At 63.6% G+C, this 15,629-nt stretch carries 14 protein-coding genes and 1 pseudogene; 8 read left to right on the forward strand and 7 right to left on the reverse strand.

The window, feature by feature from the left end; genetic code table 11:
- Window positions 1-14 precede the first annotated feature (14 nt).
- The 4 genes from ONG87_RS20240 to ppx all read left to right on the forward strand — a co-directional run bounded on the left by ONG87_RS20240 (window position 15) and on the right by ppx (window position 3,662).
- Entirely contained in the window at window positions 15-680 is a 666-nt protein-coding gene (locus ONG87_RS20240; protein WP_264381930.1) for an amino acid ABC transporter permease, read from the forward strand.
- Window positions 677-1,327: an amino acid ABC transporter permease gene (locus ONG87_RS20245; protein WP_185794800.1), complete on the forward strand. Its 651-nt coding sequence runs from the start codon at window positions 677-679 to the stop codon at window positions 1,325-1,327. Before ONG87_RS20240 ends, ONG87_RS20245 begins: the two co-directional genes overlap by 4 nt.
- A complete protein-coding gene (locus ONG87_RS20250) occupies window positions 1,314-2,045 on the forward strand; it encodes an amino acid ABC transporter ATP-binding protein (RefSeq protein WP_264381931.1) in 732 nt (243 codons plus the stop codon). The genes ONG87_RS20245 and ONG87_RS20250 overlap by 14 nt, the downstream gene beginning before the upstream one ends.
- Window positions 2,046-2,159: 114 nt before the next feature.
- On the forward strand, window positions 2,160-3,662 hold the full coding sequence (gene ppx, locus ONG87_RS20255) for an exopolyphosphatase (RefSeq protein ID WP_122480128.1): 1,503 nt from the start codon (window positions 2,160-2,162) through the stop codon (window positions 3,660-3,662).
- 108 nt (window positions 3,663-3,770) lie between these two features.
- On the opposite strand, the gene ppk1 is transcribed toward ppx, so the two are convergent.
- The gene (gene ppk1, locus ONG87_RS20260; RefSeq protein WP_122715990.1) at window positions 3,771-5,996 is read right to left on the reverse strand and encodes a polyphosphate kinase 1; all 2,226 of its coding nucleotides are present in this window, start codon (window positions 5,994-5,996) and stop codon (window positions 3,771-3,773) included.
- A gap of 270 nt (window positions 5,997-6,266) precedes the next feature.
- On the opposite strand from ppk1, the gene ONG87_RS20265 reads away from it, so the two are divergent.
- Together ONG87_RS20265 and elbB are read left to right on the forward strand one after the other, a co-directional pair.
- Window positions 6,267-6,881, forward strand: coding sequence for a DedA family protein (locus ONG87_RS20265; RefSeq protein ID WP_122479910.1), 615 nt, complete (start codon window positions 6,267-6,269; stop codon window positions 6,879-6,881).
- A 90-nt stretch (window positions 6,882-6,971) separates the two neighbouring features.
- Window positions 6,972-7,630: pseudogene (elbB, locus tag ONG87_RS20270) on the forward strand (isoprenoid biosynthesis glyoxalase ElbB).
- A 9-nt stretch (window positions 7,631-7,639) separates the two neighbouring features.
- On the opposite strand, the gene ONG87_RS20275 reads toward elbB, so the two are convergent.
- The gene (locus tag ONG87_RS20275; RefSeq protein ID WP_122715994.1) at window positions 7,640-8,272 is read right to left on the reverse strand and encodes a LysE family transporter; all 633 of its coding nucleotides are present in this window, start codon (window positions 8,270-8,272) and stop codon (window positions 7,640-7,642) included.
- Window positions 8,273-8,369: 97 nt separating this feature from the next.
- Complete coding sequence (locus tag ONG87_RS20280; RefSeq protein WP_264381932.1) at window positions 8,370-10,280, reverse strand: ATP-binding cassette domain-containing protein; 1,911 nt, start codon at window positions 10,278-10,280, stop codon at window positions 8,370-8,372.
- A 50-nt stretch (window positions 10,281-10,330) separates the two neighbouring features.
- Between ONG87_RS20280 and ONG87_RS20285 the strand changes: the two genes are divergently transcribed.
- The gene (locus tag ONG87_RS20285; RefSeq protein ID WP_264381933.1) at window positions 10,331-10,831 is read left to right on the forward strand and encodes a TIGR02444 family protein; all 501 of its coding nucleotides are present in this window, start codon (window positions 10,331-10,333) and stop codon (window positions 10,829-10,831) included.
- Here the strand turns inward: ONG87_RS20285 and ONG87_RS20290 are convergent.
- Window positions 10,792-11,586 carry an AlgP family protein gene (locus ONG87_RS20290; RefSeq protein ID WP_192059389.1) on the reverse strand — a complete coding sequence of 265 codons (795 nt, stop codon included), beginning with the start codon at window positions 11,584-11,586 and terminating at the stop codon, window positions 10,792-10,794. The genes ONG87_RS20285 and ONG87_RS20290 overlap by 40 nt on opposite strands.
- 148 nt (window positions 11,587-11,734) lie before the next feature.
- Between ONG87_RS20290 and ONG87_RS20295 the strand changes: the two genes are divergently transcribed.
- Entirely contained in the window at window positions 11,735-12,424 is a 690-nt protein-coding gene (locus tag ONG87_RS20295; protein WP_264381934.1) for an FKBP-type peptidyl-prolyl cis-trans isomerase, read from the forward strand.
- 18 nt (window positions 12,425-12,442) lie between these two features.
- Here ONG87_RS20295 and rsd read toward each other — a convergent pair whose 3' ends face one another.
- The 3 genes from rsd to ONG87_RS20310 form a co-directional block, all read right to left on the reverse strand.
- On the reverse strand, window positions 12,443-12,916 hold the full coding sequence (gene rsd / locus ONG87_RS20300; protein WP_122479915.1) for a sigma D regulator: 474 nt from the start codon (window positions 12,914-12,916) through the stop codon (window positions 12,443-12,445).
- A 285-nt stretch (window positions 12,917-13,201) separates the two neighbouring features.
- A complete protein-coding gene (locus tag ONG87_RS20305) occupies window positions 13,202-14,464 on the reverse strand; it encodes a heme biosynthesis HemY N-terminal domain-containing protein (protein ID WP_264381935.1) in 1,263 nt (420 codons plus the stop codon).
- Window positions 14,461-15,597, reverse strand: a complete 1,137-nt coding sequence (locus ONG87_RS20310) for a uroporphyrinogen-III C-methyltransferase (RefSeq protein ID WP_192059385.1) — start codon at window positions 15,595-15,597, stop codon at window positions 14,461-14,463. Before ONG87_RS20310 ends, ONG87_RS20305 begins: the two co-directional genes overlap by 4 nt.
- Window positions 15,598-15,629 lie beyond the last annotated feature (32 nt).

Here is a 15,629-nt window from a genome sequence, read left to right on the forward strand (position 1 = left end):
GTCGAGCGCACCCAATGGCCTATCAGTTCGCTTTCGCCCCGGTACTCGCACAGGCCGACCTGCTGCTCAAGGGTGCGCTGTTCACCCTTGAGCTCACCGCCATCGGCGCACTGCTCGGGGTAGCCGTGGGCATCGTCGGCGGCGCCCTGCGGGCCTGGCAGATCAAGCCGTTCGCCGGCCTCTTCGGGGTCTACGTGGAGCTCATCCGCAACACGCCCTTCCTGGTCCAGCTGTTCTTCATTTTCTTCGGCCTGCCCAGCCTGGGCGTGCAGATCAGCGAGTGGCAAGCCGCGGTGCTTGCCATGGTGGTCAACCTGGGGGCGTATTCCACCGAGATCATCCGCGCGGGCATCCAGGCCGTGCCAAAGGGGCAGCTCGAAGCCTCTGCGGCCCTGGCCATGAGCCGCTTCGAGGCGTTTCGCTACGTGGTTCTCCAGCCGGCCCTGGCCAAGGTCTGGCCGGCGCTGAGCAGCCAGATCATCATCGTCATGCTGGGTTCGGCGGTGTGCTCGCAGATCGCCACGCAGGAGCTGAGCTTCTACGCCAATTTCATCCAGTCGCGCAATTTTCGCGCCTTCGAGACGTATCTGCTGACCACGCTGGTGTACCTGGTCATGTCGATCCTGATCCGCATGCTGTTGAACTGGCTGGGTCGGCGTTTCATCATTAGGAACAGCTGATGGATTTCACCCTGTGGGACATCGTGCGCAACCTGCTCATCGGCCTGCAATGGACCCTGGCCTTGAGCCTGGTGGCGTTCATTGGCGGTGGTTTGATCGGCTTGCTGGTGATGACCCTGCGCATCTCGCCCACGCATCCGCTGCGCACGCTGGCACGCTGCTATATCGAAGTGTTCCAGGGCACGCCTCTGTTGATGCAGCTGTTTCTGGTGTTCTTCGGCGTGGCGCTGATGGGCGTGGACATCTCGCCTTGGGTGGCCGCCGCCCTGGCCCTGACGCTGTTCACCAGCGCCTATCTGGCCGAGATCTGGCGCGGCTGCGTGGAGTCCATCGGCAACGGCCAGTGGGAAGCCTCCGCCAGCCTGGCGCTTACCCGCAACGAGCAGCTGCGCCACGTGATCCTGCCCCAGGCCTTGCGCATTGCCGTGGCGCCGACCGTGGGCTTCTCGGTGCAAGTGGTCAAGGGCACCGCGGTGACCTCGATCATCGGCTTCACCGAGCTGACCAAGACCGGCAGCATGCTGGCCAACGCCACCTTCGAACCCTTCATGGTCTACGGCTTCGTCGCCCTGGGCTACTTCGCCCTGTGCTACCCGCTGTCGCTCAGTGCCCGCTATCTGGAAAGGAGGCTGCATGCCGCTGCTTAGGATTTCCGCCCTGCACAAGTACTACGGCGATCATCATGTGCTCAAGGGCATCGACCTGAGTGTGGACGAAGGTCAGGTGGTCGCGATCATCGGTCGCAGCGGTTCGGGCAAGAGCACCTTGCTGCGCACCCTGAACGGCCTGGAATCGATCAACGACGGCGTCATCGAAGTCGACGGTGAATACCTGGATGCGGCGCGCGCCGACTTGCGCAGCCTGCGCCAGAAGGTCGGCATGGTGTTCCAGCAGTTCAACCTGTTCCCGCACCTGAGCGTGGGCGAAAACGTGATGCTGGCCCCTCAGGTGGTGCAGAAAGTGCCCAAGGCTCGCGCCTGCGAACTGGCCCGCGAGATGCTCGAACGGGTCGGCCTGGGCGAGAAGTTCGATGCGTTCCCCGAACGTCTGTCCGGCGGCCAGCAACAGCGCGTGGCGATCGCCCGCGCACTGGCCATGTCGCCCAAGGTGCTGCTGTGCGACGAGATCACCTCGGCGCTGGACCCGGAGCTGGTCAACGAGGTGCTCAGCGTGGTGCGCAAGCTGGCCGAAGACGGCATGACCCTGATCATGGTCACCCACGAAATGCGCTTCGCCCGCGAGGTCGGCGACAAGCTGGTGTTCATGCACCATGGCAAGGTGCACGAGGTGGGCGATCCCAAGGAATTGTTCGTCAATCCGCGCACGCCCGAGCTGGCGCAGTTCATCGGCATGCAGCCGGCATGAATGCCGTTCGGGCTCGCCAGAGCTCGGACCTTGGGGCAAAGATCAGGATGGCGCGTTGGCGCCGTCGCCTGATCGTGGCACGATGCGGGGGTTAACGACCGAGATCCTTTGACCATGCCGCAGACCAAAGCCAAGAACCTGTCCCTGATCGCCGCCATCGACCTGGGCTCGAACAGCTTTCATATGGTGGTGGCCAAGGCCCACGTCAATGAAATCCGCATCCTCGAACGCCTGGGCGAAAAGGTCCAGCTGGCCGCCGGCATCGACGAAGAGCGCAAGCTCAGCGAAGAGTCGATGCAGCGCGGTCTGGACTGCCTCAAGCGCTTCGCCCAACTGATCAACGGCCTGCCCCTGGGCGCGGTGCGCATCGTGGGCACCAACGCCCTGCGCGAAGCCCGCAACCGCAACGAATTCATCGTCCGCGCGGAGCAGATCCTCGGTCATCCGGTGGAAGTCATCTCTGGCCGCGAAGAGGCCCGCCTCATCTATCTGGGCGTCTCCCACACCCTGGCCGACACGCCGGGCAAGCGCCTGGTCGCCGACATCGGCGGCGGCAGCACCGAGTTCATCATCGGCCAGCGCTTCGAACCCCTGCTGCGCGAGAGCCTGCAGATGGGCTGCGTGAGCTACACCCAGCGCTACTTCCGCGACGGCAAGATCACCCCGGCCCGCTACGCCCAGGCGTACACGGCAGCGCGCCTGGAGATCATGAGCATCGAGAATGCCCTGCATCGGCTCAGCTGGGACGAAGCCATCGGCTCCTCCGGCACCATCCGCGCCATCGGCCTGGCCCTCAAGGCCGGCGGCCAGGGCAGCGGCGAGGTCAATGCCGAGGGGCTGGCCTGGCTCAAGCGCAAGCTGTTCAAGCTGGGCGATGTCGACAAGATCGATTTCGACGGCATCAAGCCGGACCGCCGGACCATCTTTCCCGCCGGGCTGGCGATTCTCGAAGCGATCTTCGATGCCCTCGCCCTGCAGCGCATGGACCATTGCGATGGCGCCCTGCGCGAAGGCGTGCTGTACGACCTGCTGGGCCGTCATCACCACGAAGATGTGCGCGAACGTACTTTGGGTTCGTTGATGACCCGCTACCACGTCGATGTCGAGCAGGCCGAGCGCGTCGAGCGCAAGGCGCTGCATGCCTTCGACCAGGTGGCGGCGGACTGGGAGCTGGAAGACGGGGTCTGGCGCGAGCTGCTGGGCTGGGCGGCGAAGGTTCACGAGATAGGCCTGGACATTGCCCATTACCATTACCACAAGCACGGCGCCTACCTGATCGAACACTCCGACCTGGCCGGGTTCTCGCGCGAAGACCAGCAGATGCTGGCGCTGCTGGTGCGCGGCCACCGCCGCAACATTCCCAAGGACAAGTTCGCCGAGTTCGGCGACGACGGTGTGCAGTTGATCCGGCTGTGCGTGCTGCTGCGCTTCGCCATCCTGTTCCACCACATCCGTGGTACCCAGGAGATGCCGGCGGTGTCCCTGCATGCCAAGGCCAAGAGCCTGGATGTGGTGTTCCCCGATGGCTGGCTGGAGAACAACCAGCTGACCCAGGCCGACTTCGCCCAGGAAGCCGAATGGCTGACCCGCGTAGGCTTCACCCTCACCGTGCGCTGAAGACCGCGCAGGCCCTTTCGCGGGCAGAGACCCGCTCCCACAGGGATCGCATTCCAATGTGGGAGCGGGCTCTGCCCGCGAAAGCCGCACCGCCGATCTCGCTGGCTGCTAGCGCACCGGCAGGATCGGGTTGCTCAGCCGCTCGAGCAGCGTGTCCTGCGCACTGCGGGCGTTCTGGTTGCCGGTCGGGGTGTTGCGCACGTAGCGCCCGTCGGCCTGCAGGATCCAGGAATGGGTATTGTCGGTCAGGTAGCTTTCCAGCTCCTTCTTGACCCGCACGATCAGCTTCTTGCCTTCCACCGGGAAACAGGTTTCGACGCGCTTGTCGAGGTTGCGCTCCATCCAGTCGGCACTGGACAGGAACATCTGCTCCTCGCCTCCGTTGAGGAAGTAGAACACCCGCGTGTGCTCCAGGAACCGCCCGATGATCGAGCGCACATGGATGTTGTGCGACACCCCGGGAATGCCCGGACGCAGGCAGCACATGCCGCGCACCACCAGATCGATGCGCACCCCTGACTGGCTGGCCTTGTACAGCGCGCGAATGACCTTCGGGTCGGTCAGCGAGTTGAACTTGGCAATGATGTGCGCCGGCTTGCCGTCGATGGCGTACTGGGTCTCGCGAGCGATCATGTCGAGCATGCCCTTCTTCAACGTGAAGGGTGCATGCAACAGCTTCTTCATGCGCAAGGTCTTGCCCATGCCGATCAACTGGCTGAACAACTTGCCGACGTCTTCGCACAGTGCATCGTCCGAGGTCAGCAGACTGTAGTCGGTGTACAGCTTGGCATTGCCGGCGTGGTAGTTACCGGTGCCAAGGTGTGCATAGCGTACGATCTCGCCCGCCTCGCGGCGCAGAATGAGCATCATCTTGGCGTGGGTCTTGAAGCCCACCACGCCGTAGATCACCACCGCGCCCGCGGCTTGCAGACGGCTGGCCAGCTGCAGGTTGGATTCCTCGTCGAAGCGCGCGCGCAGCTCGATGACGACGGTGACTTCCTTGCCATTGCGGGCGGCATCCACCAACGCATCGACGATCTCGGAATTGGCACCGCTGCGGTACAGCGTCTGCCGCACGGCCAGCACATGAGGGTCCTTGGCCGCCTGGCGCAACAGATCGACCACGGGCGTGAACGATTCGAAGGGGTGCAGCAGCAGGATGTCCTGCTTGCTGACCACGCTGAAAATGTTCTCGCTGTTCTGCAACAGCTTCGGAATCTGTGGCGTGAACGGCAGGTACTGCAGCTCGGGATGGCTGTCCAGACCGGTGATGCTGAACAAACGCGTCAGGTTGACCGGGCCGTTGACCTGATACAGCTCGGTGTCCGACAGGTTGAACTGCTTGAGCAGATAGTCGGACAGAAGCTTGGGACAGGTGTCGGCCACTTCCAGACGTACCGCATCGCCGTAGCGACGCGAGAACAGCTCGCCGCGCAGCGCACGCGCCAGGTCTTCGACGTCCTCGGTATCGACCGACAGGTCGGCGTTGCGGGTCAGGCGAAATTGATAGCAGCCCTTCACTTTCATGCCTTGGAACAGGTCATCGGCATGGGCATGGATCATCGAGGACAGGAACACGAAATTGTCGCCCGGCCCGCCTACGTCCTCGGGCACCTTGATCACCCGCGGCAGCAACCGCGGTGCCGGAATGATCGCCAGGCCAGAGTCGCGACCGAAGGCATCGACGCCTTCGAGCTCGACGATGAAGTTCAGGCTCTTGTTCACCAGCAGCGGGAACGGGTGCGTAGGGTCCAGGCCGATGGGCGTGATGATCGGCGCGATTTCGTCGCGGAAATAGCGACGCACCCAGGTCTTGAGCTTGGTTGTCCAATGCCGACGACGAATGAAGCGAACCTGGTGTTTCTCCAGCTCCGGCAACAGGATGTCGTTGAGGATGGCGTACTGGCGATCGACATGGCCATGCACCAGCTCGCTGATCCGCGCCAGCGCCTGATGCGGCTGCAGACCGTCGGCGCCGGCCTGTTCGCGGGCAAAGGTGATCTGCTTCTTGAGCCCTGCGACGCGGATCTCGAAGAATTCGTCGAGGTTGCTGGAAAAGATCAGCAGGAACTTGAGCCGCTCGAGCAGCGGATAGGATTCATCCAACGCCTGCTCCAGCACGCGGATGTTGAACTGCAACTGCGACAGCTCGCGATGGATGTACAGGCTGCTGTCGTCCAGCCCCGGCACGACGATGTGCGGCGCCGGCGCGAGGGCCTCGCTCGGGTGCGCGGGTTCGACGATGGCTTCTATGACCAACGGCGCTTCTACCGGGGTTTCGACCACCGGCTGATCTTGGGTGAGAGCGACTTGAGTCTGGGCTTCGTTGTTCATCTGGCGTTCCCGAGGGCGTAACTGCCCTTTGCAATTGAGCGGCACGGATCGCGTAATGCGTCAGGATGCCATTGACGCCTGCACGCTTGGAAGGGGGGCGCGACAGTTATAAGCATGGATTATGACGGTTGCATGACATGACCGGCCGCATCCACAAGGTGTCTGCGTTCTCAGGTTGACAAGCATTGTTCACGACAAGACACATTTGGACACTTTCATGTATGCCCATGACGGGTTAGGCTGCGCATTCACTTCGCCAGCATCGATAAAATGCTCCAACAATTCCTGAACGATTTTGGCTATTTCGCCCTGTTCCTCGGCACGTTCTTCGAAGGCGAGACCATTCTGGTCCTGGCCGGGTTTCTGGCGTTCCGTGGCTACATGGATATCAACATGGTTGTGGTGGTGGCCTTCTTCGGCAGCTACGCAGGCGACCAGCTGTGGTATTTCATGGGCCGCAAGCATGGACGCAAGCTACTGGCGCGCAAACCTCGTTGGCAGCTGTTGGGCGACCGTGCGTTGGAGCACATCCGCCGGCATCCGGACATCTGGGTCCTGAGCTTTCGTTTCGTCTATGGCCTGCGCACCGTCATGCCGGTGGCAATCGGTCTGTCCGGCTATCCACCACGGCGTTACCTGCTGCTCAACGGCATCGGGGCTGCAGTATGGGCCACGGCACTGGGCCTGGCGGCCTACCATTTCGGCTCGTTCCTCGAACACATGCTGGGCAACGTCAAGAAATACGAGCTGTGGGTCCTCGGCGCGCTGGTGCTGATCGGCGTCCTGCTGTGGGTACGGCGCCGCATCAAGGCCGCACGCATCGCCCGCCAGGCGCGCCTGGAAGCCCCTGCGGCGACGCCTGCGCCCGGTGACGAGCAGCCCTGACGGCCCGCTCGAACTGAACACACGCCGCCGAGCGTGATCCATGCTACTGAACACATGCCAATGAAGCAGTGGCCACAATCGGAGTTCGACATGACCAAGAAAATCGCGGTGATCCTTTCCGGCTGTGGCGTCTATGACGGCAGCGAAATTCAGGAAAGCGTGATCACCTTGCTGCGCCTGGACCAGCGCGGCTGCCAAGTGCAGTGCTTCGCGCCCGACGTTGCCCAGAAGCATGTGATCAACCACTTGAACGGTGAGGAAATGCCCGAGTCGCGCAACGTGCTGGTGGAATCGGCGCGGATCGCCCGTGGCGAGGTCAAGGACATCGCCCTGGCCAACGCCGATGATTTCGATGCCTTGATCGTTCCAGGTGGGTTCGGCGCGGCAAAGAATCTGTCTTCCTTCGCCAGCGACGGCGCTGCCTGCTCGGTCAACCTGCAAGTGCAGGCACTGGCCGAGGCCTTCGCCGAAGCGCGCAAGCCGGTTGGCTTGATCTGCATCTCACCGGCGCTGGCGGCAAAATCTACGGTCCCGGCGTGATCTGCACCATCGGTACCGATGCCGAAACCGCGCAGGCCATCGAGAAAATGGGTGGCACCCACCAGGAATGCGAAGTGACCGAGATCGTCGAGGACACCGCCCGCAAGCTGGTCAGCACCCCCGCCTACATGAGCGCCAAGACCATCAGCGAAGCCGCCGCCGGCATCAACAAGCTGGTGGACCGGGTGATCGAACTCACCCAGGCCTGACCGCCGATTTCAGGCAGGCACCCGCCGCAGCGTAGCGAGCAGGGTCGCCGCCGCCACGAACAAGCCGGCGAAGGTGCGGTTCATGCGTCGCTGCTGGCGCGGCGTGCGCAGCAGCCGCAGCACCTTCGCCGCCAACCCGGTATAGCCGGCCATGACGATCAGGTCCACGGTCACCATGGTCGCTGCAATGGTCAGGTATTGAACCAGCAGTGGCGCGTGCGGATTGATGAATTGCGGCAATACCGCCAGCATGAATACCAGCGCCTTGGGGTTGCCGACGTTCACCAGAAAACCGCGCAGCACCAGGCTCGATGCCTTGCCAGCCGGCTTTTGCCCCGCCTCCTCACCGATGTCGGCAGGCAGTGCACGCCATTGCTTGAACGCAAGATAGAGCAGATAGAGCACGCCAAACCACTTGATCGCCTGGAACGCCGTGGCCGACGCCGCGAGCACGGCCCCGACGCCAGCCGCAATGATCGCAATTTGCAGAAGCAGCCCCAACTGCAGGCCGATCGCATTCCAGTAGCCGCGCAGGAAACCGTGCTGCAAGCCACTGGACATGGACGCGATAGCTCCGGCCCCAGGCGAAAGACTGATGATCCAGCACGCCACCAAAAAGGCCAACCAGGTTTCCAGCAGCATACGGACCTCGACGCTCGAATAGGGACAGCCTAAGGTAAAACGGCGCAGCGAATTTGGCTATGGGCCCGTGCAGGCAGCTCGGCATCAAGCCCCAGTATCAGGCCAATGCCTCGAGTTGTGCCTGCATGTCTTCGAGCATTTCCAGCGCTTCCATCCACTGCTCTTCCAGCTCACCCTCGCGCACCTTGAGCTTGGCCTGTTGGGCAAGCTGGTCGCGCAGTTCATCCTTGCGCGCGGCCTCGTAGAGCGCACTGTCGGACAAGGCGGCTTCGATCTTCGCCAGCTTCTCGTGAACCTCGCCAAGGTCGCGTTCCAGCTTGTCGGCCTGGCGCTTGTGCGGCGCCAGTTGCTGACGCAGTGCGGCGGCGGCCTGCCGTTGGGCTTTCTTGTCGGTCTTGTCGAGGTTGACCGGGGTATTGCTGACTGGCGCGTGGCGCTGGCGATAATCCACCAGCCAGCGCGCGTAGTCGTCCAGATCGCCATCGAACGGCTCGACCTTGCCATCGGCTACCAACAGGAAATCGTCGGTGGTGCTCTTGAGCAGATGCCGGTCGTGGGACACCACCAGCACCGCGCCACTGAACTCCTGCAAGGCCATGGTCAGGGCCAGGCGCATCTCCAGGTCGAGGTGGTTGGTCGGTTCGTCGAGCAGCAACAGGTTGGGCCGTTCCCAGGCAATCAACGCCAGCGCCAGGCGGGCCTTTTCGCCACCGGAGAAATTCAGCACCGGTTCATCGATGCGCGCGCCACGGAAATCGAAGCCACCGAGGAAGTCGCGCAGTACCTGCTCACGCTCGCCCGGTGCCAGCCGCTGCAGATGCAGCAACGGGCTGGCCTTGCTGTCCAGGGAGTCCAGCTGGTGCTGGGCGAAATAGCCCACCACCAGGTTCTCGCCACGTACCAGGCGTCCGCCGATGGGCGTGAGCTCGCCAGCGAGGTTCTTGATCAGGGTCGACTTGCCCGCGCCATTGGGGCCCAACAGGCCAATCCGCGCACCGGGCGCAAGCTGCAGCTTGACCTTCTCCAGCACGGCCGTTTCGCCGTAGCCCAGCCGACCTTCGGACAGGTCGAGCAAGGGGCTGGAAATCTTCACCGATTCGCGGAACACGAAGTCGAAGGGCGAGTCGACGTGTGCCGCCGACAGCTCTTCCATGCGCTCCAGGGCCTTGATCCGGCTCTGCGCCTGACGCGCCTTGGTGGCCTGGGCCTTGAAGCGCGCAATGTACTTCTCCATGTGCGCGCGCTGCACCTGCTGCTTCTCGTACGCTTGCTGCTGCTGCGCCAGGCGTTCGGCACGGGCGCGTTCGAAGGCGCTGTAGCCACCACGGTACAGGGTCAGCTTCTGCTGTTCGACGTGGGCCACGTGATCGACGACTTCGTCGAGGAAGTCGCGGTCGTGGGAGATCAACAGCAGGGTGCCGGGATAGCCCTTGAGCCAGTCCTCGAGCCACAGAATGGCGTCGAGATCCAGGTGGTTGGTCGGTTCGTCGAGCAGCAGCAGGTCGGAAGGGCACATCAAAGCCTGAGCCAGGCTCAGGCGCATCCGCCAGCCCCCGGAAAAATCACCGACCTGACGGTCCATCTGCTCGTTGCTGAAACCAAGCCCTGCGAGCAGCTTGCGTGCACGTGCGTCCGCGGTATAGCCGTCGGCACTGTCGAGCTCGGCATGCAGGCGCGCCTGGGCCGCACCGTCCTGCGTGGCCTCGGCGTCCGCCAGTGCCTGCTGCACTTCGCGCAGACGCACATCGCCATCGAGTACGTAGTCGACCGCAATGCGTTCGAGGGTATCGACTTCCTGGCGCATGTGGGCGATACGCCAATCGGCGGGCAGGTAGCAATTGCCGGAGTCGGGCACAAGCTCGCCACGCAGCAAGGCGAACAGGCTGGATTTGCCAGCACCGTTGGCGCCGATGAGGCCGGCTTTCTGACCGGCGTGCAGGGTCAGCTCGGCGTCTTCTAGCAGACGCTGCGGGCCACGCTGTAAAGTGAGGTTCTGAAGTCGGATCATAATGGCGGCGAAGTCTACCAGCTTCCTTGCCCACTGGCGCGAGTAGCACGATGCATGATGAGTTGTGGAAGTTTGCCCTGGACCTCTATGCCCGACCAGGCATCGAAACCACCTGCCTGCAGCTGCAAGCAGATGGCGCCAACGTGTGCCTGCTGCTGTGCGGTGCCTGGCTGGATGCCAGGGGCGTGGCCTGCACATGCGAACGGGTGACGCTGCTGGAGGCGATCGCCACGCCTTGGCATGCGGACGTGGTGCGACCCTTGCGCGAATTGCGCCAGCAGTGGCGAGCCCAGGCCGTGCAAGACCCTGAGCTGATGCACCTGCGCGAATCGGTCAAGGCACTGGAACTGAACGCCGAACGCCAGTTGCTGCAGCGCCTGCACTATCAGGCCGCACCTTGGCCCCTCGCTACGCAGGGCTTGAGCATGACCTGGCTGCCTGCTTTGCTACCCGCAACGGCCGCGCACTCGAGCGCGGCGTTACACGTGCTGGGCGTGGCAGCCAGGGAGACTCAGGCTTGGCTCGAAGATGCGTCGCCCTTGTCGTCCTGAGCGCCAGTGGCGGGAGCACCGGACTCGGTCGCACTCGAATGCACGGCTGCGGCAAGCGACTTGGCGGCCGCAGGCTTTCTGGCCGGCCGCGCAGCCGGCTTGGCGGGTGCCTTGGCGTCAGGCTTGACCGCCGCGCCCGGGGCCGCCAGGGCCTTGCGGGTAGTGCTGCGGGAAACCGCCGGCTTGCTCGCAGTGGCTGCGGCAGCTACACGGGTGGTTTTGCTGGCTGCAGGCTTCGCGGCCGCACGTGCAGTCGACCCGGCTGGGGTGCTCTTGGCAGGCGTGCGAGCGGCAGGCTTGGCTGCCGGGCTGGCCGACTTGGCCGCGGCCGCAGGGGTTGCCTTGGGCTTGGCCGAACGGGTTTCGATTGCCTTGCTCGCCGCTTCCTGGACGCGCCCTACCCCGGCTGCCAGTTTCAGGCTTTCCTGGGCGTCGCGCTTGAGCTCGACGATGTAGGCGCGGGTTTCGGCCTGGCGGTCCTTGAGCTCGTCGAGCAGTTGTTCGAGTTCGCTCACCGAGTCGTGCGCCTTGGCTTGCTTCTTTTTCTTGCCGGCAGTAGCAGCGTCCTGCACTTTGGTGCGCGACTTGTGCAGTTTTTCCTGAGCCTTGCCGCGCTGCTTCTCGAGCTTGGCGAGCAGTTTTTCAGCATCGGCCAAGGCCTGGGAACATGCACTTTCGAGGTGCTCGAGCAAACTGCCGGAAAGCTGTTGAAGCAAATGCAACGGGGTGTTTACGGGCTTCTTGTTAGCCGACATGGGTTACCTCCTGGCCGATGGGTAGAGGCTCATACTAGACCTGTGGCTGTAGAGCCGCCAGAACATGTTGACTGTGTCCGCGAGGCCCCGTTTCCCGGTCGGTGGCATAATCGGTCCATGCTCGCCGTGTCTTGTCCTGGAGAATGTGATGTTGCCTCGCCTGCTGTTGTCGTTGTCCCTGGTGCCATTGTCCCTGGCCCTGCCACAAGCGCACGCGCACGCGCAAGCTGCGCCGGACGGTGCCCGCGACCTGGCCTACAGTGTGGGCGCCAGCCTGGGGGAACGCCTGCGCCAGGACGCCCCCGGGCTTCAACTCGACGCCCTGCTCAAGGGCTTGCAGGAGGCGTATCGACAAGAGCCGCTGGCATTGAGCGACGAGCGCATCGGCCAATTGCTGGCTCAGTATCAGGCACAGGCGGACAAGACGGACAAGCCTGACAAAGCAGCCGATACGGAACAGGCGCTGGCCGCCGAGCGCCGCTTCATGGCCGCCGAACGAGCCAAGGCCGGGGTGCGGGAGATCGCTGAGGGCATTCTGGTAACCGTACTGGAACCTGGCGCAGGGGCACCTGCCACCGCCGATGGGCGTATGCAGGTTCAATACGTGGGGAAGCTGCCCGACGGCAGCGTGTTCGACCAAAGCACCCAGGCGCAGTGGTTTCGCTTGAACAGCGTCATCGAGGGCTGGCGTACGGTGTTGCCGCAGATGCCGGTCGGCGCGAAGTGGCGTGTGGTCATTGCATCGGCGCACGCCTATGGAACAGACGGCGCCGGTGCCTTGATACCACCCAATACACCGCTGACGTTCGACATTCATCTGCTGGCCACGGCCCCTTAGGGCCGCGTCGACAGAGAGTCACGCCTGGGCGACGGACTCTTCCTTGTGTGCGTTGTGCAAGACCTCGATCAGGCAGTCTTCGAGCTCGAAGCGCTCGTGCAACAACCGACCCAGCTCCTTGAGCTTGTCCAGAATGACGGCGGCATCGGAGCAGTCGCCCTTGTCGCAGTAATCGTTGAAGTCGAGCGCTTTCTGGGTGATTTCGTCGATGCGTGGCCAGATCGTGTCGGCCAGTTCCAGACCACGCTTGTCATTGAACGCCTTGGCTTCGTCGGTCAACTGTTCGTAGATTTCAAAATGGCCGGCCGATGTGTAGTCGACCAGCAAGCCGCAGAAATCCTGCAGCCTCTTGCGATCTTCGACCAGGGCCTGGGGCGTGTCGCCCAATGCATCGAACGCCTTGATCAGCTCATTGCGCTCCTGCAGCCAGCGATCGATCAGCAGGTGAACTCCGCCCCAACGTTCCTGGGCATTCTGGCAACTTTCCAACATGATGAGTGCTTCCCTTGTGGGTCATGCCCGGCTTCGCGCTCCTGTACGACAGGAAGCAGGGCTCGGACCGATTCGCGGTCTGTGACGGCGAATGTCGATGTACATGCAGGGGGAGATTATGCCCGTGCGCCAATGGCATCAAGGTACGCATCGGATAAAGTTCATACAAGCGTTTAATCAGGGAGACATTGCGCCAAATGCCGGTTTTAGTGGCGCCTGCCCCTGCCTCCGGGTGCGCACGGGGGCAGAGCAGTGGCGCGGCCTCGTTCTACACGCGAAAGCGATTCAGAGCGTGCGCACCGAAGTGGGCAGGGGTGCAGCCAGCAAACGTTCGTCAAGCAGCCCGAGGCCTTCCTGGAACAACTGGTTGCTGCGTTCGGTATCGCCCAACTGGGCGAGCAGGCGTGCAAGTTCTGCGCAGGTTTCCGGGCTGCGCTGCAGGCGCAGGCTGCTTTCCAGGTAGTCGCGGGCCTTGCCCCACAAGCGGTTCTGCAGGCACAGACGACCCAGGGTCAACAACAACCCGGCATCGTGGGGATGCTGTTTGAGCCAGCCTTCGGCAGTCTGCAATTGGCGCGCAGGGTCGGTGCCGATCACCAGGCCATAGAGGCGAGCCAGGTGCGTGTCGTACTGACGCTTCTGCGCAGTCCGTAGCACGTCTTCAGCCTGGGCTTGCGCACCCACCTGACGCAGTTGCTCGGTATAGGCGAGCACCAATGCGGGTTCCTGGCGCTGTGCCGAGCTGAGTGCCTGCCAGGCGCGCTCCAGTGCAGCCAGGCCGGCCTCTCCCTGCCCTTGCCCTTGCTCGTGCACGGGCGCGTGCGCCGCCACGCTCAGGTTCTCGCCCCAGGCACGTCGCTCGAGTTCGGCGAGCTCGGCCGCCGGCAGGGCCTTGTCCTTGCGCAGTTGTGGCAGCAGCTTGACCACTGCGGGCCAGTCACCACGCTGCTGATGCACACGCTGCAGCTGCCGCAGCACCTGCACGTTACGCGGATGACGCTCGTGCATGGCCTGCAGGGTCTGCAGGGAACCGTCACTGTCGCCGCGATCGCTCTGCAACTGAGCATGGCTCAAGGCAATTGCCAATTCCGCTTGTGGCTGACGTGCCAGGGCCCGTTCGAGCAGGTTGTCGCTGTCTTCGTAGCGGCCCTGCTCATTGGCGGCGCGTGCTGCGCCGAGGTAATAGAGCAATGGCTGGCGTTCATTTTCGGCTGCGTGCTGCAAGTGCTTCTGGGCACTGGCCCAGCGCCCTTCGGCGAGGTCCAGCTGGCCCTTCTCGATGGATGTCTGCACGCGGCGGTTGCGATTGCGGCCCGACCATGGATTGACCACGCGGCCGGAGCTGACCAGCACGCTGATCAGCAGGTAGACGACGAACGCCACCAAGACCAGCACCAGCAACGCCAGCAGCGTGCTCCACAGGCCCGACTCGTAGCGCATCACATGGGGGTAGTCGATCAGTACGTAGCCGGGGTGTTTGGCCACGGCCAGGCCGAGGCCGACCATGGCGGCAATCACCAGAAACAGGATCACGTAGAACCGTTTCATGGTTGGCTCTCCACAGCGGCCGGCGCTGCTTCGGTCGACTTCTGCAGGCCTTCGACCGGTGTGTGACGATGTTGCAGGTAGGCCTGGATGGCGTTGAGGCTTGCATCCAGATCAGGTGTGGTGACCGAAACCGGCTGATTCTTCAGGGCAGTCAACTGTTCGATCATGGCCTGGGTCGGGCCATTCTCGCGATTGAAGCCCGCCACCAGAATACTGCGGGCGTCGTCCAGCGCTTGCGTATACACCTTGCCCTGACCATTGAGCGCAGCCCACTGGGCCTGCTCCAGCGCCAGGCTCAAGGCCAGGCGAACCTGACTCAGGCTCTGCCCGGCGAGCAACGGCCGGATGCTGTCGTCGGGGCTGAAATCGACCCGGAAGAAACCGGAAATCTTGTTCCACCACTGGCGCCAGCGGGTTTCGCCTTCTGGTGAGTTGCCCTGCGCAGCTGCCGCGGCCGCCTGGAATTCGGGCGCCAGCGCCGTCAGCTGCGTGGCCTGCTCGCGCAAGGCGCTCAGCTGCAGGAACAACCCGGTGCGATCCGGCTGGGTGGTGCCTTGCAGCGACGCCAGGCTGCGGGTCAGTTGCTCGCGTGCGGCGAAGGCCTGCGGGTCGTCCTGCTCGCGCAGGATTTCGTCGGCGCCCTGCACCAGCGCCTTGGCGCTGGTGACGTCCTGCAGAGCAGACAGGCGCAGGCTGGCCAGGCGCAGCAGGTGCTCCGCTTCGGCCAGACGCCAGTCCTTGCGGCTGGCGCCCAGCACGGTTTCCAGGCGCTGGCTCAAGCGCTGCTGATCGCCCTGCAACTGGGCGAGCAGGCGGTGGCGGTCTTCGAGTTCGTTGGAGTCGGGCAACTGCGCGAGATCGGCACTGAGTTGCCGTTCGTTGTGTTCCAGCGTCAGCGTTTGCGTGGCGAGCCCTTCGATCACCCGCGACTGCTGCTGGTGGCCGGCGGTCAGCGTGCGCACCTGCCACACGCCCCAGCCAGCTGCGGCCAGACCGGCAGCGGCAAGCAGCAGCGCAATGATCGCCAAGCCGTTGCCATTGGCCGAGCGCTGCGGGGGCAAGGCGGCTGGCTGTTCGAAAGGCACCTGTGGGGCGCTCTTGGGTTCGTCTTTGGGCAAGGCTGTTTCGCTCACGTGTCCATCCTTTGCATAGGGGCGCGGTCGCC

Origin of the sequence: Pseudomonas sp. MM227 (genome assembly GCF_947090715.1) — a bacterium.
Lineage (GTDB): Bacteria > Pseudomonadota > Gammaproteobacteria > Pseudomonadales > Pseudomonadaceae > Aquipseudomonas > Aquipseudomonas baltica.

Coding starts and splice junctions, on each gene's coding strand:
- ONG87_RS20240 (WP_264381930.1), top strand. CDS start 15: ATGGCCTATCAGTTCGCTTTCGCCCCGGTACTCGCACAGGCCGACCTG.
- ONG87_RS20285 (WP_264381933.1), top strand. CDS start 10,331: ATGCATGATGAGTTGTGGAAGTTTGCCCTGGACCTCTATGCCCGACCA.
- ppk1 (WP_122715990.1), bottom strand. CDS start 5,996: ATGAACAACGAAGCCCAGACTCAAGTCGCTCTCACCCAAGATCAGCCG.
- ONG87_RS20305 (WP_264381935.1), bottom strand. CDS start 14,464: ATGAAACGGTTCTACGTGATCCTGTTTCTGGTGATTGCCGCCATGGTC.
- ONG87_RS20280 (WP_264381932.1), bottom strand. CDS start 10,280: ATGATCCGACTTCAGAACCTCACTTTACAGCGTGGCCCGCAGCGTCTG.
- ppx (WP_122480128.1), top strand. CDS start 2,160: ATGCCGCAGACCAAAGCCAAGAACCTGTCCCTGATCGCCGCCATCGAC.
- ONG87_RS20275 (WP_122715994.1), bottom strand. CDS start 8,272: ATGCTGCTGGAAACCTGGTTGGCCTTTTTGGTGGCGTGCTGGATCATC.
- ONG87_RS20290 (WP_192059389.1), bottom strand. CDS start 11,586: ATGTCGGCTAACAAGAAGCCCGTAAACACCCCGTTGCATTTGCTTCAA.
- ONG87_RS20295 (WP_264381934.1), top strand. CDS start 11,735: ATGTTGCCTCGCCTGCTGTTGTCGTTGTCCCTGGTGCCATTGTCCCTG.
- ONG87_RS20250 (WP_264381931.1), top strand. CDS start 1,314: ATGCCGCTGCTTAGGATTTCCGCCCTGCACAAGTACTACGGCGATCAT.
- ONG87_RS20265 (WP_122479910.1), top strand. CDS start 6,267: ATGCTCCAACAATTCCTGAACGATTTTGGCTATTTCGCCCTGTTCCTC.
- rsd (WP_122479915.1), bottom strand. CDS start 12,916: ATGTTGGAAAGTTGCCAGAATGCCCAGGAACGTTGGGGCGGAGTTCAC.